This window comes from Levilactobacillus sp. HBUAS70063 (assembly GCF_038374745.1).
In the GTDB taxonomy this organism is placed as follows: Bacteria; Bacillota; Bacilli; order Lactobacillales; family Lactobacillaceae; genus Levilactobacillus.
In genome coordinates this window covers 351,376-373,067 of record NZ_JBANSM010000001.1, presented here as the reverse complement: position 1 = coordinate 373,067, position 21,692 = coordinate 351,376, and the positions used below count along the sequence as shown (strand labels likewise).

18 protein-coding genes are annotated in these 21,692 nt (G+C 52.5%); all 18 read left to right on the top strand.

What is annotated here, in order from left to right:
- The first annotated feature begins 98 nt into the window (after nucleotides 1-98).
- On the top strand, nucleotides 99-4,442 hold the full coding sequence (locus V8I28_RS01800) for a PolC-type DNA polymerase III (RefSeq protein ID WP_341778409.1): 4,344 nt from the start codon (nucleotides 99-101) through the stop codon (nucleotides 4,440-4,442).
- A 670-nt stretch (nucleotides 4,443-5,112) separates the two neighbouring features.
- Nucleotides 5,113-5,388 carry a hypothetical protein gene (locus V8I28_RS01795; RefSeq protein ID WP_341778408.1) on the top strand — a complete coding sequence of 92 codons (276 nt, stop codon included), beginning with the start codon at nucleotides 5,113-5,115 and terminating at the stop codon, nucleotides 5,386-5,388.
- A 128-nt stretch (nucleotides 5,389-5,516) separates the two neighbouring features.
- Nucleotides 5,517-5,990 (top strand): ribosome maturation factor RimP, encoded by a 474-nt coding sequence (gene rimP, locus V8I28_RS01790; RefSeq protein WP_341778407.1) that lies wholly within the window; start codon nucleotides 5,517-5,519, stop codon nucleotides 5,988-5,990.
- A gap of 23 nt (nucleotides 5,991-6,013) precedes the next feature.
- Entirely contained in the window at nucleotides 6,014-7,240 is a 1,227-nt protein-coding gene (gene nusA, locus V8I28_RS01785) for a transcription termination factor NusA (RefSeq protein WP_341778406.1), read from the top strand.
- 26 nt (nucleotides 7,241-7,266) lie between these two features.
- On the top strand, nucleotides 7,267-7,563 hold the full coding sequence (gene rnpM / locus V8I28_RS01780; RefSeq protein WP_233670158.1) for an RNase P modulator RnpM: 297 nt from the start codon (nucleotides 7,267-7,269) through the stop codon (nucleotides 7,561-7,563).
- On the top strand, nucleotides 7,556-7,861 hold the full coding sequence (locus V8I28_RS01775; RefSeq protein ID WP_341778405.1) for a L7Ae/L30e/S12e/Gadd45 family ribosomal protein: 306 nt from the start codon (nucleotides 7,556-7,558) through the stop codon (nucleotides 7,859-7,861). The genes rnpM and V8I28_RS01775 overlap by 8 nt, the downstream gene beginning before the upstream one ends.
- 47 nt (nucleotides 7,862-7,908) lie before the next feature.
- Complete coding sequence (infB, locus tag V8I28_RS01770) at nucleotides 7,909-10,353, top strand: translation initiation factor IF-2 (protein ID WP_341778404.1); 2,445 nt, start codon at nucleotides 7,909-7,911, stop codon at nucleotides 10,351-10,353.
- Between the two features lie 18 nt (nucleotides 10,354-10,371).
- Entirely contained in the window at nucleotides 10,372-10,722 is a 351-nt protein-coding gene (gene rbfA / locus V8I28_RS01765; protein WP_168849026.1) for a 30S ribosome-binding factor RbfA, read from the top strand.
- 7 nt (nucleotides 10,723-10,729) lie between these two features.
- Entirely contained in the window at nucleotides 10,730-10,936 is a 207-nt protein-coding gene (locus V8I28_RS01760) for a hypothetical protein (protein WP_341778401.1), read from the top strand.
- 404 nt (nucleotides 10,937-11,340) lie between these two features.
- On the top strand, nucleotides 11,341-12,249 hold the full coding sequence (gene truB, locus V8I28_RS01755; RefSeq protein WP_341778400.1) for a tRNA pseudouridine(55) synthase TruB: 909 nt from the start codon (nucleotides 11,341-11,343) through the stop codon (nucleotides 12,247-12,249).
- Nucleotides 12,250-12,273: 24 nt separating this feature from the next.
- Nucleotides 12,274-13,224, top strand: a complete 951-nt coding sequence (ribF, locus tag V8I28_RS01750) for a riboflavin biosynthesis protein RibF (RefSeq protein WP_341778399.1) — start codon at nucleotides 12,274-12,276, stop codon at nucleotides 13,222-13,224.
- 364 nt (nucleotides 13,225-13,588) lie between these two features.
- A complete protein-coding gene (gene hrcA, locus V8I28_RS01745; protein ID WP_168898668.1) occupies nucleotides 13,589-14,626 on the top strand; it encodes a heat-inducible transcriptional repressor HrcA in 1,038 nt (345 codons plus the stop codon).
- 20 nt (nucleotides 14,627-14,646) lie between these two features.
- The gene (gene grpE, locus V8I28_RS01740; protein WP_341778398.1) at nucleotides 14,647-15,234 is read left to right on the top strand and encodes a nucleotide exchange factor GrpE; all 588 of its coding nucleotides are present in this window, start codon (nucleotides 14,647-14,649) and stop codon (nucleotides 15,232-15,234) included.
- 34 nt (nucleotides 15,235-15,268) lie between these two features.
- Nucleotides 15,269-17,146 (top strand): molecular chaperone DnaK, encoded by a 1,878-nt coding sequence (gene dnaK, locus V8I28_RS01735; RefSeq protein WP_341778397.1) that lies wholly within the window; start codon nucleotides 15,269-15,271, stop codon nucleotides 17,144-17,146.
- Nucleotides 17,147-17,271: 125 nt separating this feature from the next.
- Nucleotides 17,272-18,426: a molecular chaperone DnaJ gene (dnaJ, locus tag V8I28_RS01730; RefSeq protein ID WP_341778396.1), complete on the top strand. Its 1,155-nt coding sequence runs from the start codon at nucleotides 17,272-17,274 to the stop codon at nucleotides 18,424-18,426.
- 299 nt (nucleotides 18,427-18,725) lie between these two features.
- Entirely contained in the window at nucleotides 18,726-18,875 is a 150-nt protein-coding gene (locus tag V8I28_RS01725; RefSeq protein ID WP_341778395.1) for a teichoic acid D-Ala incorporation-associated protein DltX, read from the top strand.
- Between the two features lie 50 nt (nucleotides 18,876-18,925).
- Nucleotides 18,926-20,455 carry a D-alanine--poly(phosphoribitol) ligase subunit DltA gene (dltA, locus tag V8I28_RS01720; protein WP_341778394.1) on the top strand — a complete coding sequence of 510 codons (1,530 nt, stop codon included), beginning with the start codon at nucleotides 18,926-18,928 and terminating at the stop codon, nucleotides 20,453-20,455.
- Entirely contained in the window at nucleotides 20,455-21,660 is a 1,206-nt protein-coding gene (gene dltB, locus V8I28_RS01715) for a D-alanyl-lipoteichoic acid biosynthesis protein DltB (RefSeq protein WP_341778393.1), read from the top strand. The genes dltA and dltB overlap by 1 nt, the downstream gene beginning before the upstream one ends.
- Nucleotides 21,661-21,692 lie beyond the last annotated feature (32 nt).

Here is a 21,692-nt window from a genome sequence, read left to right as displayed (position 1 = left end):
TCGCTAGTCTGCGGTGGTTAATGTCGAAGATTCCGCTCAGCCAGCTTAAAACCATTTAAACTGCAAATAGAGTCAAACAGTGTGAAAGGAGTTCGCTTGTGGACGAAGATCGCCATGCATTATTTGAAAAATTATTACAACAACTAGATTTGTCTGGAGCGGCGGATCGGCCGTATTTCCAGACCGCGACCATTGACCGGTTGACCGTTCACGAACAGTCACGGCGCTGGCATTTTTACCTGAAGCTGCCGAGCATCTTGCCATTTACGGCCTTCGTGGAATTTCATAACCACCTTCAGATTGCCTTTCGGGAGATTGCGACGGTCGAAGCCTCTATCGAGGTGGACCAACCGGCGTTGACCGATCGCCTGCTGGGGGACTACTGGGAATGGGTCGTTAAGAACAGCGGCCTGACCAGCAATCTGGTACAGGAACTCTGCCAGTCCCAGGTGCCGCAGATGGACCCGGATGGCCGAGTCCTCCTGTACGCGCAAAACGAGGTCGTCAAGAACTTCCTAGCCAGCCAAGCGCTGGGCCCCATTGAGGATACCTATCGTCGGGCGGGTTTCCCGAAATTCAACATTCACGTAATGGTCGATGAGTCCAAGTCGCAGGCCAAGATCGACGAGTTCAAGGCCCGCCAAGAAAAGACCGATGCCCAGCTGGCCCAACAGGCCGCCGCAGCCATCGAGAAGGCCAATCAGAAACGCGCCAGTCAGAACAACGGTGAGGTTCAGGCCGCCAGTGGCCCCACCCAGATTGGGAAGGCCATCAAGGGCGACCAACCGACGATGCGGATGGTCGATATCACTCAAGAAGAACGGTCGGTCATCGTTGAAGGCTACATTTTCGACAAGGAAGTTCGGAAGTTGCGGTCCGGTCGGCAACTGTTAACGATTAAGATTACCGACTACACATCCTCCATCGTGGTGAAGAAGTTCTCCCGCGGTGCCGAGGACGAGGCCCAATTTGCCGGTGTCGAAGAGGGCAGCTGGGTGAAGGTTCGTGGGAGCGTCCAGGAAGATAGCTTCATGCGTGACCTGGCCCTAAACGCCTACGACATCAACGAGGTTAAACACGCCAGTCGCCAGGACACTGCGCCCGCCGACGAGAAACGGGTGGAACTCCACTTGCACACCACGATGAGTCAGATGGACGCCACCAATCCGATTGGTGATTACGTCAGTCAGGCGAAGAAGTGGGGGATGCCCGCTCTGGCGATTACGGATCACGCCGACGTCCAAGGCTTCCCCGCCGCGTTCAATGCCGGGGCTAAAGCCGGCATTAAGATGCTCTACGGGGTCGAAGCGAACCTCGTGGACGATGGGGTACCGATTGGCTACAACAGCGCTCACGTTCCGTTAGACGGTGCCACGTACGTCGTCTTTGACGTGGAAACCACCGGCTTGTCCGCCATTTACGATAAGGTGATTGAACTGTCGGCGGTCAAGATGGAACACAAGAACGTGGTCGATCAGTTCGAAGAATTCATCGATCCCGGCTTTCCGCTGTCCGAACAGACCACGAACCTGACCAGTATCACCGACGATATGGTGGCCGGGTCCAAGTCCGAAGAAGAGGTCTTCAAGCTATTCCGGGAATTCTGCGGGGATGCCATTATCGTGGGACATAACGTGACCTTCGATGTGGGCTTCATGAATACCGGTTACAAGCGCCACGGCATGCCGGAAATCAGCAATCCCATCATCGATACTCTGACGTTGGCTCGCTTCCTATACCCGACGCTCAAGAGCTATCGGTTGAATACGCTGGCTAAACGCTTCCACGTCAGTCTGGAGCACCATCACCGGGCCGTCTACGATGCCGAGTCTACCGGTCACCTGAACTACCTGTTCTTAAAGGATGCCGAGGACCGCTACGATATCCAGTATCACGACCAGCTCAATGACCACATGACCGACAACGACGCGTATAAACACGCGCGGCCCAGCCATGCGATTTTGTTGGCGAAGACGCAGGAGGGCTTGAAGAACATGTTCAAGCTGGTCTCAGCGTCGAACGTAGACTACTTCTACCGCGTACCCCGGGTCCCACGCAGCGTGCTCGATCACTACCGCGAGGGTATTATCGTGGGGTCGGCCTGCTCGTCCGGTGAAGTCTTCACCGCGATGATGCAAAAAGGCCAGGTGGAGGCTGCGGCGAAGGCTAAGTATTACGATTACTTGGAGGTTCAACCCAAGGCGGCCTACCAACCCCTGATTGATTCGGGCTTGATTGCCGATGAGTCTAACCTGGAAGAAATCGTGGGCAATATGGTCCAACTCGGCCATGACCTGAACAAACCGGTCGTGGCGACCGGGGACGTTCACTACCTGAATCCGGAAGACTACATTTACCGCAAGATTCTGATTCACTCGCAGGGGGGCGCCAACCCGCTGAACCGGCAGGAACTACCGGATGCACACTTCCTAACGACCAATGAAATGTTGGCCGACTTTGCCTATCTGGGTGAGGACACGGCTAAGGAGATTGTCGTCACCAACACGCAGAAGATTGCTAATGAGATTGACGAGGTTCATCCGTTGAAGGACAAGCTGTATACGCCGCGCATGGAAGGGGCCGAGGATGAAATTCGGCAACGGACCCTGGATACGGCGCACGCCTGGTATGGCGATCCCTTGCCGGAGCTGGTGCAACACCGAGTAGACCGCGAACTCAAGTCGATTATCGGCAACGGGTTCTCCGTGATTTATTTGATCGCCCAACGGCTGGTAGCCAAGTCCAACAAGGATGGTTACTTGGTTGGGTCCCGGGGGTCCGTTGGCTCCAGTGTGGTCGCCACGTTCACCGGAATTACGGAAGTCAACCCGTTACCACCGCACTATCGTTGCCCGAACTGCCAGTATTCTCACTTCTACACCAAGGGGGAATACAGCTCGGGATACGATTTGCCCGAAAAGAAGTGCCCGAAGTGTGGTACTTTAATGATCGGCGACGGCCATAACATTCCGTTCGAAACGTTCTTGGGATTCAGGGGAAACAAGGTCCCCGATATTGATTTGAACTTCTCCGGGGACTACCAACCCATCGCCCATAACTACACCAAGGTCTTGTTCGGCGAGAAGAACGTGTACCGGGCCGGAACCATCGGTACGGTGGCGGATAAGACGGCTTACGGTTACGTGAAGGCCTACGAACGCGATACGGAACAGACGTTTAGGGGCGCGGAGATTGACCGACTAGCCAAGGGCGCGACCGGGGTCAAACGGACCACTGGCCAACATCCCGCGGGAATTATTGTTGTGCCGGACTACATGGACATTTACGACTTTACGCCGATCCAGTACCCGGCCGATGACCAGAACGCGGCTTGGCAGACGACCCACTTTGATTTCCATTCGATTCATGATAATATTTTGAAAATTGATATCCTGGGCCACGATGACCCGACCATGATCCGGACCCTCCAAGACCTGTCTGGGGTGGATCCGCAGACGATTCCGATGGATGATCCGGGCGTCATGGCGTTGTTCTCCGGTACGGATTCGCTGGGCGTCACGCCGGAGCAGATTCAGTCGAAGACCGGGACGCTGGGTGTGCCTGAATTCGGGACGCGCTTTGTCCGGGGGATGCTAGAAGAAACTCACCCGAAAAACTATTCACAACTGCTCCAAATTTCCGGTCTGTCTCACGGGACCGACGTGTGGTTGGGTAACGCCGAGGAGTTAATCAAGGCGGGGACCGCCACCATCGCCAACGTGATTGGGTGTCGGGATAACATCATGACCGACTTGATCAACTTCGGCTTAGATTCCGAAACGTCCTTCCAGGTCATGGAACACGTGCGGAAGGGCCGAGGAATTCCCGACGAATGGCAAGAAAAAATGAAGCAAACGGACTGCCCGGACTGGTACATTGATTCTTGCTTAAAGATCAAGTACATGTTCCCTCGGGCCCACGCCGCGGCTTACGTGCTGATGGCGCTGCGGGTGGCCTATTTCAAGGTTTACTTCCCAATTATTTACTACGCCGCATACTTCTCCGTGCGGGCCGACGACTTCGATGTCGTGGCCATGGCCCAGGGGAAAACGGCGGTGAAGGCGGCCATGAAGGCCATCAATGACCAGGGGATGGATGCCTCGGCGAAGGATAAGAACCTGTTGACAGTGCTTGAACTGGCCAATGAAATGTTGGAACGGGGCTACGAATTTAAGATGATTGACCTGGAGAAGTCCGATGCGGCCGACTGGATTATCGAGGGGAATACCTTGATTGCACCATTTAAGGCGGCTCCCGGGCTCGGGTTGAACGTGGCCAAGCAGATTGTGGCGGCCCGTAACGACCGACCATTCATCTCGAAAGAAGACCTCGCTAAGCGGGGGAAGGTTTCCAAGACGTTGATTGATTTCATGACGGAAAACGGCGTGCTCGATGGCTTACCGGATGAGAACCAATTGAGCTTGTTCGACGACATGATGTAGATTATGACTGTTTTCTTGGTCAGACAACTTGGGATGGTGCTGGCCGCCTCCCGTTCGCCCAATATGAGCTGGAACGTGGTGGGCAGGACGTCCTGAGCCTGAGAAGCGGTCTCAGAAATCGCTTGGAACCACCAAAAGTCGCCATTATCTAATTGGCTACGCCAGTCAGATAATCCCACGGCTGAGCTCATACTGGGCTTCACTCTCGGCTCCGATCGGGATGATCTGCGTCAGTCGAAACGCGTTTCGTGGCATCAGTTGAGATAACCAACAGCTGTAGCATCGTTGGTTCTAATTTTGACCGCTCACATCAGTTGAGAGCCCAGCGTAGTTGACTGGCGAGGGTGACCATCAAAATGAGTTGGTCATAGCTGATCCAGCCGTGGGTGCGTCAAATTTGGCCCCAGTCGTGGGTAGCGCAAGCCCGAGAATTTTGTTATGCCGATTTAGAAAGCTCATTAGGACAGCTTAAACGCTGTGCTAATGGGCTTTTTGGGGTTGGTTAGCTGACCGACAAGACCGGCCGCTAGGGATCGACGCTTAACCCGCAGTTAACCGGATTAATCGGCCGGTAAGCGCTTACAAAACAACCGAACTATGGTACAATGATGGTGAGGAATCAAAGAACCATGAAACCAGTAATAAACTCTAACGAAAGCGGGTGTTCACCATGCTCCAGCGGTTTGCACGGTTACCAGATGGATGGCTTTTTCTGGCAGGCTATTGTTTGATTGGTTTAGGTTATGTGTTATGTGGTTTGGTGGCAACTGTTGCGGCCGCACCGTTCCTCGCGGTTGTGATTGGTTACTTCCTGATTGCATTTATTCTGACGGTGATGAAGGCGATTAGCTTAAAGGAAATGGCTTTGAATCGACTGAATCTATTGGTTTTTGAATTCATTACGATTGCGGGATTTATTTTGCTACTGTTCACTTGCGAGCAGTAGTCGGCACAATGGTTGCAATCCCGCGTGAACTGTAGTAAAGTAGGCTTTGTAGTTAAACTCGTTTTTTAAATGAGTGAGCAGTCCATGCTCACTCTTTTTAATGGAAAAAATGTAGGAGGCGGAATTCTTTGAGTACAGTCGTCGAGACCGTGACGGCCCTGGCCCAGCCAATTGTGGCGCATCATCAGTTTGAATTAGTTGACGTTGAATTTGTCAAGGAAGGTAAGAGCTGGTACCTACGGGTCTACATTGATAAGCCCGGGGGCATTAATATTGAAGAATGTGCGATGGTGAGTGATGAGTTGTCTGAGAAGCTAGACGCTATCGATCCGGACCCCATTCCCCAAGCCTACTTTCTGGAAGTTTCTTCACCCGGTGCCGAACGCCCGCTGAAGAAGCCGGAAGATTTCGAGCGGGCCGTGGGTGATTACATCCATGTGTCGCTTTACCAAAAGATTGGCCAAAGCAAGGTTTATGAAGGCACGTTAGAAGAGCTACGTGACGATTCACTGGACTTAACCGTTAATTTAAAGGGGCGTATCAAGACGTTGACCATTCCACGTGACGCGATTGCCCAAGCCCGGTTAGCCATCAAGTTCTAACTAAATAAGGAGCGAAACACAACATGAGTAAAGAATTATTAGGTGCCCTTGACGTCCTGGAGACGGAGAAGGGTATCCAGAAATCAGTCGTCATTGACGCCTTGGAAGCGGCCTTGGTTTCGGCTTACAAGCGAAACTACGACCAAGCCCAAAACGTCGAGGTTCAATTCGACCAGAAGAAGGGTGACATCCACGTCTATGCCGTTAAGAAGGTCGTGGACCAGGTCTACGATTCACGGCTGGAAGTTAGCCTAGACGAAGCCTTAACCATCAGTAAGGGCTACGAAATTGGCGATGACATCAAGTTTGAGGTGACGCCCAAGAACTTTGGTCGGATCGCGGCGCAGACGGCCAAGCAGGTCATCTTACAGCGGGTACGGGAAGCTGAACGGAACATCATCTACGATCAATACAGCCAGTATGAAAATGAAATCATCACCGGTGAAGTTGAACGTCAAGATTCCCGCTTCGTTTACGTCAGCTTAGGCAAGGTTGAGGCTGTCATGGGCCGTCAAGACCAGATGCCTAACGAAACGTACCGGATTCACGATAAGATTAAGGTTTACGTGACCCGCGTGGAAAATGCCACTAAAGGCCCCCAAGTCTTCGTTAGCCGGACGCACGCTGACTTATTGAAGCGGTTGTTCGAACAAGAAGTGCCTGAAATCTTTGACGGAACCGTTGAAATCATGGCAATTGCCCGTGAAGCCGGTGACCGCGCCAAGGTGGCCGTTCGCTCCAATAACCCCGATATCGACCCCGTGGGAACCAGTGTGGGTCCTCGTGGCCAACGGGTTCAGACCATCGTGAATGAACTGGGCGGCGAAAATATGGATATCGTGGAATGGACGGACGACGAAGCGAAGTTTATCGCTAACGCCCTAAACCCCGCCGAAGTGTTGGACGTCATCTTTGACCCGAACAACGAACGGGCTTGCCAAGTCATCGTGCCGGACTATCAATTATCCCTGGCCATTGGGAAGCGGGGCCAAAACGCCCGTTTAGCCGCTAAGTTGACCGGTTATAAGATTGATATTAAATCAGAATCCGAAGCTTCTGCTATAATGGAAGCTGACCAGGCAGCCGATGACCAGCCAGCGACGGACGAAGACGTTCCTGCCGCTTCAGACGAAACGCCTGAGGCTTCCGCAGACACGCCGGACGTTTCCACTGACGATGATGCCACGGCAGCCCCAGCGGACGTCGATGAGACGAGTGACGCTGCGACTGACGATTCATCGGCTGAGTAAGACCACATCTAAGGAGGTTTGGTCCCATGAAACAACGAAAGATCCCCATGCGTAAGGATATTGTCACTGGGGAAATGGCACCGAAGAAACAATTGGTTCGGGTCGTCCGTAACCAGGACCAAGAGGTTAGTGTCGATCCTACCGGTAAGCAATCCGGCCGTGGTGCCTACATCGCTTTGGATGTGGACATTGCCAAGCGGGCCAAGAAGGAACGGACCTTCGATCACGTCTTTGGCGTTAAGATTGATGATTCATTCTACGATGACCTGATTGCCTACGTGGATCATCAACAAGCACGGCGGGAATTATTCGACAATGACTAATCTCGAGCGCGCTTTACAACTTTTAGGATTGGTTCGGCGAGCAGGCAAGCTGGTCACCGGCGAATCCTTCGTCATGGCAGCGGTCCGCGATGGTTCCGCTAAGCTGGTGTTACTCGCAAACGATGCGGGCAAGACCAGTCAGAAACAATTTCGCGACAAGACCACCAGCTATGACGTTCCGTTAAACGAGGACTTTACGAAGGACCAGTTGAGCACGGCCATTGGGTCGGCGCGCACGGTCCTTGCAATCACCGATCCGGGTTTCGTCCGGAAGTTACAACAATTACTTGCTAAGTAGCCGCCTGACGTTCTCGTGATCGGCAGAATACAAAGGAGTGTGAAGATATGGGGAAAAAGCGAATTTATGAACTCGCCAAAGAAATTAATGTCTCCAGTAAACAGATCATTGCGAAAGCCGAAGCAAAGGGCTTTCCGGTGAAAAACCACATGTCAACGCTCGGCGAGAACGAAGAACGTCAGCTCCGCGAAGCATTTAGCAACCGACCGGCCGGCAAGCCTAAGCAGGCTAAGCCAGCCAAGCAACCGGCGATGCAAGCAGCACGGCCGGCTAGTCAAAAGAGTGATCACCCGAAGACCAGTCATAAACCAGCGGCCAGCAATGGTAACCGGCCGACCGGTCAAGCGGGAAATCACGCAAACAACGGTGGCAACCGCGCTAATCATGGCGGCAATCACCAAACGACAAACCAGCACGCGACCGGCAACGGTGGCAATCGGAATCAACAACGGAACACCCGTAACGATAATAAAAATAAAAATGGCCAGTCCGGAAATCAACACAGCACGCAACATAATTCCGGGACCGGCAGATTTGGTGGAAGCTTGAATAATAATACAAATAACAGTAACGGCCGGCGCGGTAGCAACGGCAATAGTCGTGGGGGCCGGAATAACCGGAACAACCGCAACAATCGCCGCCGTAATAATAACAACAATCGCTACAAGAAGAACCAACGGATCAAGGACACCAATCAACACAAGGGTGCGCCAGAACGGAAGAACAAGGCTTTACCAGATGTTTTAGTCTATACGGACGGGATGAACGCCCAAGACTTGGCCAAAATTTTACACCGTTCCTCAGCCGAAATCGTGAAGAAGCTCTTCATGTTGGGCGTCATGGTCAACCAGAACCAGTCATTGGATAAAGATACCATTGAAATCTTAGCCGATGACTACGGCATCCAAGCCCAAGAAAAGGTTCAAGTTGACGTTTCGGATATTGATAAGTTCTTCGATGCCGAGATGGCCAACACGGACCATCAAGAAACCCGGGCTCCAGTCGTGACCATCATGGGCCACGTTGACCACGGGAAGACGACGTTGTTGGACCACTTGCGGCATTCACACATTACCGAGGGTGAAGCCGGGGGGATTACGCAGGCCATTGGTGCCTACCAAGTCCACTACAACGACAAGTCCATCACCTTTCTGGATACGCCAGGACACGCGGCCTTCACCGAAATGCGGGCGCGTGGTGCCGAAATCACCGACATTACGGTCTTAGTTGTGGCCGCTGATGATGGGGTCATGCCACAAACCATCGAAGCCATTCACCATGCCAAGGCCGCCGGGACGCCAATCATCGTGGCCGTCAACAAGATCGATAAGCCGGGTGCCAACCCGAACCACGTCATGGAACAATTGACGGAATATGAATTGATTCCTGAAGACTGGGGTGGCGACACCATCTTCGTTGAAATCTCAGCGAAGTTTGGCAAAAACATCGATGAACTGCTCGACATGATCTTACTGCAGGCCGAAGTGCTGGAATTAAAGGCTAACCCAGAACAAAATGGGGCCGGTTCCGTCATCGAAGCACGGTTGGATCAAGGTCGCGGTTCCGTAGCCACCCTGTTGGTTCAACAAGGGACCCTACACGTTGGGGACCCAATCGTGGTTGGCAATACCTTTGGTAAGGTGCGGACCATGACCAACGAACGTGGGCGTCGCATCAAAGACGCTAAGCCATCAACGCCAGTGGAAATCACCGGTTTAAACGATGTGCCAGAAGCCGGGGACCGGTTCGTGGTCTTTGACGATGAAAAGACGGCGCGGGCCGCTGGTGAAGAACGGGCCAAGGAAGCCTTGGTTCAGGAACGGAAGAACACCAGCCACGTGACGTTGGACAACCTCTTCGATTCCCTCAAGGAAGGCGAAATGAAGGAAGTTGACGTCATCATCAAGGCGGACGTTCAAGGTTCCGTTGAAGCCTTAGCCGGCAGTCTCAAGAAGATTGACGTTTCCGGTGTGCGGGTTAACATTATTCACTCCGCTGTTGGGGCCATTAACGAAAGTGATGTCACCTTAGCCGAAGCTTCCGATGCCATTATCATCGGATTCAACGTACGGCCAACGCCACAAGCACGGGCCCAAGCCGACAGTGACAAGGTTGATATTCGACTCCACAACGTCATCTACAACGCCATCGATGAAATCGAAACGGCGATGAAGGGGATGTTGGAACCAACCTACGAAGAACAAGTGACGGGCCAAGTTGAAGTTAAGGACATTTTCCACGCTTCCAAGGTCGGCACGATTGTCGGTGGGATGGTCACGGAAGGTTACATTACCGCGGACGCCGATGTTCGGTTGATTCGGGATGGCGTGGTCATCTACGAAGGCAAGCTGGGCAGTCTGAAGCGTTTCAAGGACGACGTCAAGCAAGTTAAGATGGGTTATGAATTAGGATTAACTATCGAGAACTATAACGACATCAAGGTAGACGACGTGATCGAAGCCTACGTGATGAAGGAAGTTCCCGTTAAATAAAAATCGGAGGCAAACGTCATGGCACAATATCGAGTTGGCCGGTTGGAACAAGAAATCCAGCGGGAAGTTACGGATATTCTCCTAAAACGTGTCCGCGATCCACGGGTCGAGGGCGTCACCGTTACCGGCGTGGAAGTCACAGGTGACTTGCAGCAGGCAACGATTTACTACAGTATTTTATCGGACAAGGCTTCTTCTGTGGAAAAGACACAGCAGGGCCTGAAGAAAGCTACGGGACTGATTCGGTCTGAATTGGGGTCACGCTTGAGCATCTACAAGACGCCCGAGTTAACCTTTGAGCAGGACCAGTCTGTGCGTTACGGTAGCCGGATCGATGAACTGCTAAACGATCTCCATCACCAGGAGTAATCTCCGCGTGAACGAGATGGAGGCGTTGGTCCAAACGGATCAACGCCTCTTTTTAGGTTCCACCGGGGGTGATTGCCTGGCCGTACGCCAAAACTATCGCCTGCGGCTGCCAGAAATTCCGCCTGCTGTGGGGACCGGCAAAAGCCTGATGAAGCGGTCTTTTGCCTCGACTTGGAGCCGAAGAACGCGTCTCCAAGTGCGTCCGGTGAAGTAACCAGTAACCTGACTCAAGACGCCAGCTAACTTCACACCCACGGCTGGCTCCATTCCTGGCCTCCTCCGGCGATGCAGTTTGAATAAACACTGTTTTTCGGTGTATCCGTTAATTTGAGTGTAAACTAACATTGCTGGTCGATTGTAATAGAGCCGTGAGTGAGCTAAATTTGGGCTTAGTCGGGGCATTTCCGACTGATGATTTACCAGTCAGGAATGGGCGTCTTGGTGACACCGAACTCTGGTGGCACCAAGTGAGGAGCGAAACCGTTTCTCAGGCTCTCTCCGGTCCGTCCCCAGCGTTTCAGCCCAGCCGCAGGCGAATGGCCAGGCAACGCCAATTGCCCCCCAATGATATTTTTGAACAGAAAGCAAAGCAACATCCAGAAACGGAGGAAGCATGACATGGACGGGATTATTCCGCTTTATAAAGAACGGGGCCTCACCAGCTTTGACTGCGTGGCGAAGCTTCGGGGCATCCTGCACACCAAAAAGGTCGGACACAGTGGCACGTTAGATCCCGGTGTCGATGGGGTTCTACCCATCTGTATTGGAAGTGCCACGAAGGTCGTGCCTTACCTGATGGCCTCGGGTAAGGTTTACAAGGGGACCGTCACGTTGGGATTGGCCACGACCACGGAGGACTTGGACGGCGACGTGATTGACCGGCAGCCTTTGACAGCGCCGTTCGATCGCGCTAAACTGCTTCAAGCGGCCGCGGCACTGACCGGTACCATTCAACAGACGCCGCCCATGTACTCGGCGGTCAAGGTGAAGGGGCGCAAGCTTTACGAGTACGCTAGAGCCGGCGAGACGGTGGAACGCCCCACCCGGACGATTACCGTGAAGTCCTTTGACCTCGTCGACGAGGGCCAGTTCGATGCCGAACAGGGAACCCAGACGATTGCGTTTGAGATCGCCTGCTCCAAGGGGACCTACGTGCGGACACTGGCGGTCGATCTGGGTCGGCAGCTCGGTGTCCCCGCGGTGATGGCCTCCCTGACGCGGTTAAGGAGTGGTGGTTTCACACTGGACCAGACGGTGACGTTAGCCCAAGTGGAAGCCGCCATGGCCGCCGACGACCTGACCCCGATTCTGCGGCCGATCGACTATGCCTTGCGGGATTACCCTCACGTGGCGTTGTCCGAACGACTCTGGGGTCTCGTCAGAAATGGCGTGTTCCTGGACGAAGAACAAGTCGGCAGTACGGCTCCGGTCGTGGCCCTGACTTATCAGGATCAAACAAAGTGTCTGTACCAGTATTTACCCGAAAAAAAGCAATATAAGCCGCTCAAGATGTTTGCGGTGAATTAAGATTTGAGAAAGAGGCGTCTTGTCATGGAAGTTATTCGAATACATCACCCCCTGGATGCGCGACAGATTCCCGATGATCCGGTCGTTTTGGCCATGGGATTCTTTGACGGTGTCCACCGGGGGCATCAGGCGGTCATCAGACGGGCTAAGGCGCTCGCTACGGCCAAGCATGTGAAGCTAGCGGTATTGACCTACGATCATCATCCGGCGCTGGTTTACCGGCCGCTAGAGGGCGATGACCGAAAATACTTGAGCACGCCGGACCGAAAGCTCCAGCAGCTGGACCGACTGGGCGTGGATCGCGTCTTTCTCGTGAGCTACACCGGAGATTTTTCGGCCCAAACGCCCCAGGAGTTCGTGGATAACTACCTCGTGGCGTTTCACACGGTTGCGGCCGTGGCGGGTTTTGACCACACCTATGGCAAGAAAGACGTGGCCACGATGGACCGGCTCCCGGCGTACGCGCAGGGCCGTTTTGACGTGGAGACCGTCGCCAAGGAAGCCAGCGACCAGGAGAAGATTAGTTCCACACGGATTCGTCAGGCCATGAAAGCCGGCGATGTGGATACGGCCAATAATCTGTTGGGCTACCTGTACCGGTCGACTGGCGTGGTGGTTCACGGGGAAGCTCGCGGGCGGACGATTGGCTTTCCAACCGCTAACGTCTTAACGCCGGAGAACGAATGGATTCCGGGTATTGGCGTCTACACGGCCCGGCTCAAGGTCGGGGCCATTTGGTATCCCGGCATGATTTCGGTGGGCCGCAATGACACGTTTGGCGACAATCGCCCGATTACGGTGGAGATGAACCTCCTAGACTATCAGGGCAACCTCTACGGTGAAAACGTCGAGGTCGAGTGGCACCACCGGCTACGGGGGCAAGTCAAGTTCGATTCCGCCCAGGGTCTCATCGACCAATTGAAACAAGACGAAGTGGCCACCCGGGAGTATTTCTCGCAGGTTGCGGCCGACTGATCTCGCGCACAAACACGGGTAGTCGTGAATGACTACCGGCGTTCGTCAGAGATTCCGGTCATCTCCAAATTAACGACAAAAGCCCGGCAGTGTCCGGGCTTTTTGCCGTGGCCGGGCACAACGCTCGGTTTGGGAAGATAATTGCAAGTCCCCCAATATTTGGTATGCTGGGGACTGGTTAGGCTGATCACCGACGAAAAGCCTAGAGACACGGTAAATCGGTTACAATTTGGCAAATTAGCACTTAATTGCAGAGATTGCTAATTTTTCTACCAGATTTCTTGACTTCAAAACCCGGTTTTGCTACATTATATATGTGTCTTAGCACTTGATTAGTTTGAGTGCTAAAAAAGGGGTGATTGTGATGCTTTCAGAAAGACAAATGATGATTCTGCGAGCCGTTGTCCGTGACTTCACCAATACCGGTGTTCCGGTGGGGTCTAAGGCATTAGCCAAGCAGTTACCCATCCACGTAAGCTCAGCGACAATTCGTAACGAGATGGCAGCCTTGGAGGAACAGGGTCTGATTAAGAAGACCCATTCCTCTTCCGGCCGGATTCCTTCGGTCGAAGGCTACCGGTATTACGTTGATCATCTGGTGAAGCCCGATCCACTACGGCCGAACGATATCGATGTGATTCAGTCCTCATTGGGCGGCGATTTTCACAAGATTGACGAAATCATTTCACAATCCGCGACGATCCTGTCCAACTTGACGAGTTACACGGCGTTTACGCTCAAGCCGGAGTTGAAGGATAGCCGACTCAGTGGGTTCCGCTTGGTGCCACTGGGTAAGCGGCAGATTATGGCGATTCTCGTGACCGATAGCGGGGACGTTGAGAATCAGACCTTTGACGTGGCGGGTGATGTCGATGGCGAACAGCTAGAGGCTGTGGTGCGCTTGATTAATGACCAACTCGTGGGGTTGACTTTACCGGAAGTCTTAAAGAAGTTGCAGGCCGAGATTCCCGCGCAGATTGCCAATTATCTTCAGAGTCCACAGGGATTCTTGGATATCTTCGGCGATGTGCTGACACGGGCCGCTCAGGAGCGGTTCTACGTTGGCGGGCGACTCAACCTCCTGAACTTCTCCCAGGATAGTGATGTTGATTCACTGAAGTCACTGTATTCATTGATCGATAAGACCGATGATATTGCCAGTGTTTTGGGGCAACCCAGTGATAAGATTTCGGTGCGGATCGGAAATGAAATGACCAACGATGCGCTGCGGAACTTCAGTTTAATCACGGCAACCTATGACGTTGACCAGCACGGTCAGGGCATGATTGCCATTCTAGGACCCACGCGGATGCCATATTCTCGGATGCTCGGCATTGTCGGCGCGTTTCGTGAAGAGCTCGCGAAAAAACTATTAGATTATTACCGGTTTTATGACGAGTAAAGAAAGGGAGGGTTTTTATCGTGGCTGACAAGCAACAAGCGTCTACCGATGACCAAACTGCGGCAAAGGCCGCCACGACCAAGCCAGATTCAAAGACTGAACCGGCTAAGGAAGCAGCACCAAAGAAACCAAAATTTGCTAAGAAGGTTGCCACTGCTGCTGAAGTCGATGCACTCAAGAGCAAAGCCAGTGACTTTGAAGATAAGTATCTTCGTGCGGAGGCGGAAGTCCAAAACATGCAGGCGCGTTTCCAAAAGGAACAAGCCACACTTATCAAGTACGATGGCCAGCAACTGGCGAAGGACGTGCTCCCCGTCATTGACAACCTGGAGCGCGCTCTGGCGGTCGAAGCAACGGACGAGACGGGGCAACAACTGAAGAAGGGTGTCCAGATGACCTACGATCACTTGGAAGATGCCTTGAAGCGTAACCACGTCACGGAGATTGAAGCCATTGGGAAGACTTTTGACCCAACGTTGCATCAAGCCGTTCAATCGGTTCCTGTTGAAGAGGGCCAAACCACTGAAACGGTGGTCAAGGTTCTCCAGAAGGGCTACCAATTGAAGGACCGGGTTCTGCGGCCAGCGATGGTTGTCGTAGCACAATAAATCAAATAAAAAACTAATAAAGAGGGAATTTTTGATGGCAAGTAACAAAATTATCGGAATTGACTTAGGGACGACCAACTCAGCCGTTGCCGTTCTTGAAGGTAGTACCCCGAAGATTATTGCGAACAAGGAAGGCGCTCGGACGACGCCATCCGTTGTCGCTTTTAAAGATGGTGAAACACAAGTCGGTGAAGTGGCCAAGCGTCAAGCAATCACCAACCCTAACACCATTTCATCCATCAAGAGTCACATGGGTGAAGCCGGCTACAAGGTCACGGTTGATGGCAAGGATTACACGCCACAACAAATCTCAGCGATGATCTTACAACACTTGAAGTCTTTCGCCGAAGACTACATTGGTGATACGGTTGAAAAGGCCGTTATCACGGTGCCAGCTTACTTCAACGACGCGCAACGTCAAGCAACGAAGGATGCTGGTAAGATTGCCGGGTTGAACGTTGAACGGATCATCAACGAACCAACGGCCGCTGCTTTGGCTTACGGTTTGGACAAGCAAGACAAAGATGAAAAGATCATGGTTTACGACCTTGGTGGTGGGACCTTTGATGTTTCCGTCTTGGATTTAGGTGATGGTGTCTTTGACGTTCTGTCAACTAATGGTGATACTCACTTAGGTGGGGATGACTTCGATAAGAAGATCATGGACTGGTTAATCGCCGACTTCAAGCAAGAAAATGGTGTGGACTTATCCAAGGATAAGATGGCCTTACAACGGTTGAAGGACGCTGCCGAAAAGGCCAAGAAGGACCTTTCTGGTGTGACTGAAGCCCAAATCAGCTTGCCATTTATTTCCGCTGGTGAAAACGGCCCCTTGCACTTGGAAAAGTCATTGAGCCGGGCTAAGTTCAACGAATTGACCGCTGACTTGGTTGAAAAGACGCGGATTCCTGTTGAAAATGCGTTGAAGGATGCCGACTTAAAGGCTGGCGACATCGACGTTGTCATCTTAAACGGTGGTTCAACGCGGATTCCAGCCGTTCAAGAAGCCGTTGAAAAGTGGACGGGTAAGGAATCCAACCACTCAATCAACCCTGACGAAGCCGTTGCTTTAGGTGCCGCCGTTCAAGGTGGGGTTATCACCGGTGACGTGAAGGACGTTGTGCTGTTGGATGTGACCCCATTGTCCTTAGGGATTGAAACCATGGGTGGCGTGTTCACGAAGTTAATCGACCGGAACACCACGATTCCAACCAGCAAGTCCCAAGTCTTCTCAACCGCTGCGGATAACCAACCAGCCGTTGATATTCACGTCTTACAAGGTGAACGGCCAATGGCTGCCGACAACAAGACGTTGGGTAACTTCCAACTCGCTGACATCCCAGCCGCACCTCGTGGGGTTCCTCAAATCCAAGTCACCTTCGATATCGATAAGAACGGGATCGTTAACGTTTCCGCTAAGGATATGGGTACGAACAAGGAACAAAAGATTACCATCAAGAGTTCCGGTGGTCTGTCCGACGAAGAAATCGACAAGATGATGAAGGAAGCCAAGGAAAACGAAGCTGCCGACAAGAAGCGTAAGGAAGAAGTCGACACCAAGAACGAAGTCGACCAATTACTCTTCCAGACGGATAAGACGTTGAAAGACGTTAAGGGCAAGGTTTCCGACGATGAAATCAAGAAGGCCGAAGATGCTCGTGATGCCTTAAAGAAGGCTCAAGAAGCCAACAACTTGGATGACATGAAGACCAAGAAGGATGATCTGACCAAGATTATCCAAGACTTGTCTGTCAAGTTATACCAACAAGCCCAACAAGCTCAAGGTGGCGCTGATGGTGCTGCTGGCCAAGCCGCTGGTGCCGATGGTGCCAAGGCTGATGGCAAAGATGGTGACACCGTTGACGGTGACTTCCATGAAGTCCACGATGACGATGACAAGGATAAGAAGTAAACGGTCGTTGTCTCGTTGCAAGGAGTAAGGCAAAAAGTCAGAGTCCGTGGGGCTTTGGCTTTTTGTTTCGAGTATGCTATTCTTACTAGTAGCGAAAAATTTCGGAATGGATTGGGAGGAAAACGATGGCGCAATCGGACTTATATGGCGTATTAGGTGTCTCCAAGGATGCCAGCCAAGAAGAAATTAAGAAGGCCTACCGGAAATTATCTAAGAAGTATCATCCAGATTTGAACAAGGCCCCCGACGCGGCGGACAAGTTCAAAGAGGTTCAGGATGCCTATGACGTCTTAGGTGATAAGGATAAACGGGCTAATTACGACCAATACGGTTCAGCCGATGGTCCCCAAGGCTTTGGTGGCTTTGGCGGCGGTAGTGCTGGTGCCGGTGGCGGCTTCGGCGGTTTTGGTGGCGGCGGTGGTTTCGACGACATCTTTAACCAATTCTTTGGCGGCGGTGGCGCACAACGTAATCCTAACGCCCCACGCCCGGGCCGTGATTTACAGTACCAGATGACCCTCAAATTTGAAGAGGCCATCTTTGGCAAGAAGACCAAGATCAAGTACACTCGCGAGGCGCAATGCCATACGTGTGGTGGGAACGGTGCTAAGCCGGGGACGTCACCCGTCACCTGTCACCAATGTGGCGGTTCGGGTTATGTGACGACCGAAACCAACACACCGTTGGGTCGGATGCGGAGTCAACAACCTTGCCCCGTCTGCCACGGTACTGGTCAGGAAATCAAGGAAAAGTGCCCAACTTGTGGCGGTTCTGGCCACGAGGAAGAACAGCACGAAGTTGAAGTCACGATCCCAGCTGGGGTTGATGACGGTCAACAAATGCGGCTCCAGGGTCAGGGTGAAGCCGGTCAAAATGGCGGTGGCTATGGCGACCTCTTCATCATCTTCCAAGTCACGCCAAGCAAAGACTTCCGGCGTGATGGGACTGAGATTTACTTTGATCAACCGATTTCATTCGTCCAAGCTTCTCTGGGGGATGATGTGACGGTCAAGACCGTTCACGGGGACGTCAAACTAAAGATTCCTGCCGGGACGCAGGGCGGCACCACCTTCCGCTTACGCGGTAAGGGGGCGCCACGGCTTCGCGGCAACGGTAACGGTGACGAGCACGTGACGGTCAAGGTCATGACGCCGAAGAACCTGAATAAGGGTCAACGGGACGCGCTCAGAGACTTCGCCAAGGCCAGCGGTGAAAGTGTTACAGGTTCTGGCAAAGGTAACTTATTTAACAAAATGCGTGATAAATTCAACGAAAATTAGCTTGCGGGCCGAAGTGCTCTAAGTGCTAATCTATCAAGGCTGCCGACGAGTTCGGCGGCCTTTTTTGATGGGCCGAATCAATAACGAAAATTATGAAAACAAAAGAAAGCCTTAAGGTTGAGTAAGGTTAATTGCAATCAGCTTTTGCCAATGATACTCTCAGAACATAAGGAGCGCAGGGTAACTGCGGAACTCCTCACCACGCATCGTGGATTCGTCGGGGAAATGACACGGTGCGTGGTTGCGAACGGAAGCTGGTTTGGGGGACGAATCGACCAGCAAACTTGGGGGTGAATTTCATGAGAGCAAAGTGGCTGGCGATCTGGCATCAACCAGTAGTGGCCTTTATTGGGTGGACGTTATTCTACTTTGTGATTTTGATGATTTTGGTTTACTTGTATGGTTATAGTGGGTTGAACAACTCGACGTTTATTTACAACGAGTTCTAGCTGCGGGGTCAGCTAACCACTAACCACGGATTTTTTGGGGGGGATATAGAATGATAGAAAACATGATCACGGCGATCGATCGGTTTGCGACGCGCGAACCGGATCGAATTGCGTATGATGATCTTGGGCACACGAACACGTACGGAGACCTGAAACAACGCTCGGATGCTTTGGCCGCCCATTTGGATGCCATGCAATTACCAGCACATGCGCCCATCTTAGTTTATGGGGGCCAAACGTTTAATATGATGGCGACCTTCTTAGGGATTGTCAAAAGCGGCCACGCTTACGTTCCGATAGATACGCATTCACCATTAGAGCGGATTACAACGATTAATGAAATTGCGCAGCCCGCCGCGGCTATTGCGGTCAGCGCGCTGCCCACAACCTTAGGTGCTACACCGGTGGTGACGCCGGACAATTTGCAGACCATCTTCGCGGGTCCCGCCGTGGATTACCAGGCGGATCATGCCGTGAGTGGGGATGAGAACTATTACATCATCTTCACGTCCGGAACGACTGGTAAACCGAAGGGCGTTCAAATTTCACACAAAAACTTATTAAGCTACGTCAACTGGATGCTCAGTGCAGACTTTGTATTGCCAACGCAACCACGGACGTTATCACAAGCACCGTATTCGTTTGATCTGTCGGTCATGGATTGGGGGCCCACGCTAGCCAGTGGTGGCACGTTGGTGGCCCTGCCGAAGACGGTCACGGATAATTTCAAACAACTCTTTGAGACGTTACCGCAGATGGACCTGGATGTCTGGGTGTCAACGCCGTCCTTTATGGACATTTGCTTGTTGGAGCCCACTTTTGATGCCGCACATTATCCACGATTGAGCCGGTTCCTGTTCTGTGGCGAGGAGTTAACGCATGCCACGGCCCAGACGCTGCACAGTCGGTTCCCGGATGCCCGGATCTTTAACACCTACGGGCCGACGGAGACCACGGTAGCGGTGACTCAGGTGGAAATTACCGCCGATACGCTGGCCAATTACCCACGGCTGCCGATTGGTTACGCCAAGGGTGACACCGAAATCAGTGTGGTCGATGACCAGCTGAAGCCGGTACCAGCTGGAACCGAGGGCGAAATTCTGATTAGTGGGCCCTCAATGTCGAAGGGGTACCTGAACAATCCGGAGAAGACGGCTAAGGCGTTCGTCACGGTTGACGGCAAGACGGTCTATCGCTCCGGGGACCTGGGTGTGATGCAGGCCGATGGTTTGATTATGTACCGGGGCCGGACCGACTTTCAGATTAAGCTCCACGGCTATCGGATCGAATTGGAAGAGGTGAACCACTACCTGTCCCAAGAAGACCACATTCAGGTCGGCGTGGCGGTGCCACGTTACGACCGGAACCACAAGGTCAGTCAACTGATTGCTTGGGTGGTTCCTAGCGAACACAACTTTGCCAGTGAATTAGACCTTACCAAGGCGATCAAGGATAATTTACAGGGTGGCGACATGATGGAATACATGATTCCACAGCGCTTTGTGTACAAGGACAGCCTACCGATGACCCCCAACGGCAAGGTCGATATCAAATCAATTATTGCTGAGGTCAATCACTAATGTTGACATTTGAACCGTACGGCAACCCAACGTATTTCGCCTTGTTGGGGGTGGCGTTACTGCCACTGATGATTGGTCTTCTGTACGGTAAACGGTCACGCCTTTACGAAACGTTAATTTCAATCTTCTTTCTGGTCTTAACCTTTGGCGGTGCCAAATGGACCCAAGGGGTGGCCTTGATAATTTACATTTTGTACGAGGTGGGCTTGACTTGGGGGTATGCCGTTTACCGAAGGAATCACAATTCGGGGCCGTTCTTTTACTTGATGGTCATCTTGGCGATTGCGCCACTGACGATTGTCAAGGTGACGCCGGCCGTGGAAAACGGTCAGGCTTCACTGATTGGTTTTCTGGGGATTAGCTATCTGACTTTCAGAGCCGTGCAGACGATTATGGAGACCAGGGATGGGGCCATCAAGAACTACAACGTGATGACGTTCCTGCAATTCATGCTCTTCTTCCCAACCATCTCGTCCGGGCCAATTGACCGGTATCGCCGGTTTGAGGCGGACTATCGGTCGGTACCGGATCGGGATAAGTACCTGGGGATGTTGCAAAAGGGGATTCGTTACCTGTTCGTTGGCTTCATGTACAAGTTTATTCTGGCCTACTACTTCGGAACGATTTTGATGCCGAAGTTGCAGCTGATGGCGATGCACTCTCGGGGCGGCTTCTTGGATATCTCCTGGCCACTGGTCGGGTACATGTACTGCTACAGTGCCGACCTGTTCTTTGACTTTGCGGGGTACAGTTTGTTCGCCGTGGGGACGTCCTATATCATGGGGATCGCCACGCCGATGAACTTCAAGCAACCGTGGCGTTCTCCGAACATCAAGGACTTCTGGAATCGGTGGCACATTACGCTGTCCTTCTGGTTCCGAGACTTCATTTACATGCGTCTGGTCTTCTGGTTCATGAAGCATAAGGTCTTCAAGAAACCGACGACCACGGCGAATGTGACCTACGTGATTAACATGTTAGTCATGGGGTTCTGGCACGGGGTCACGTGGTATTACATTACCTACGGCCTCTTCCACGGGGTGGCCTTGATGGTCAACGATATGTGGTTGCGCTACAAGAAGAAGCATCGTCAGAGCGTGCCGCACAATCATTTCACTCAGATCTTTGCCATCTTTTTGACGGGCAACTTGGTCTGCTTTAGCTTCCTAATCTTTTCGGGGATTTTGGATAAAATTTGGTTTTAACTAATTTAAAAGGGTTTATTTCATCGAGGGGG

Excerpts from the sequence above, each read along its gene's own strand:
- truB (WP_341778400.1), top strand. The coding sequence starts at position 11,341 with ATGGACGGGATTATTCCGCTTTATAAAGAACGGGGCCTCACCAGCTTT.
- dnaJ (WP_341778396.1), top strand. The coding sequence starts at position 17,272 with ATGGCGCAATCGGACTTATATGGCGTATTAGGTGTCTCCAAGGATGCC.
- ribF (WP_341778399.1), top strand. The coding sequence starts at position 12,274 with ATGGAAGTTATTCGAATACATCACCCCCTGGATGCGCGACAGATTCCC.
- dnaK (WP_341778397.1), top strand. The coding sequence starts at position 15,269 with ATGGCAAGTAACAAAATTATCGGAATTGACTTAGGGACGACCAACTCA.
- V8I28_RS01775 (WP_341778405.1), top strand. The coding sequence starts at position 7,556 with ATGACTAATCTCGAGCGCGCTTTACAACTTTTAGGATTGGTTCGGCGA.
- infB (WP_341778404.1), top strand. The coding sequence starts at position 7,909 with ATGGGGAAAAAGCGAATTTATGAACTCGCCAAAGAAATTAATGTCTCC.
- nusA (WP_341778406.1), top strand. The coding sequence starts at position 6,014 with ATGAGTAAAGAATTATTAGGTGCCCTTGACGTCCTGGAGACGGAGAAG.
- dltA (WP_341778394.1), top strand. The coding sequence starts at position 18,926 with ATGATAGAAAACATGATCACGGCGATCGATCGGTTTGCGACGCGCGAA.
- hrcA (WP_168898668.1), top strand. The coding sequence starts at position 13,589 with ATGCTTTCAGAAAGACAAATGATGATTCTGCGAGCCGTTGTCCGTGAC.
- V8I28_RS01795 (WP_341778408.1), top strand. The coding sequence starts at position 5,113 with ATGCTCCAGCGGTTTGCACGGTTACCAGATGGATGGCTTTTTCTGGCA.
- rbfA (WP_168849026.1), top strand. The coding sequence starts at position 10,372 with ATGGCACAATATCGAGTTGGCCGGTTGGAACAAGAAATCCAGCGGGAA.
- V8I28_RS01725 (WP_341778395.1), top strand. The coding sequence starts at position 18,726 with ATGAGAGCAAAGTGGCTGGCGATCTGGCATCAACCAGTAGTGGCCTTT.
- rnpM (WP_233670158.1), top strand. The coding sequence starts at position 7,267 with ATGAAACAACGAAAGATCCCCATGCGTAAGGATATTGTCACTGGGGAA.
- dltB (WP_341778393.1), top strand. The coding sequence starts at position 20,455 with ATGTTGACATTTGAACCGTACGGCAACCCAACGTATTTCGCCTTGTTG.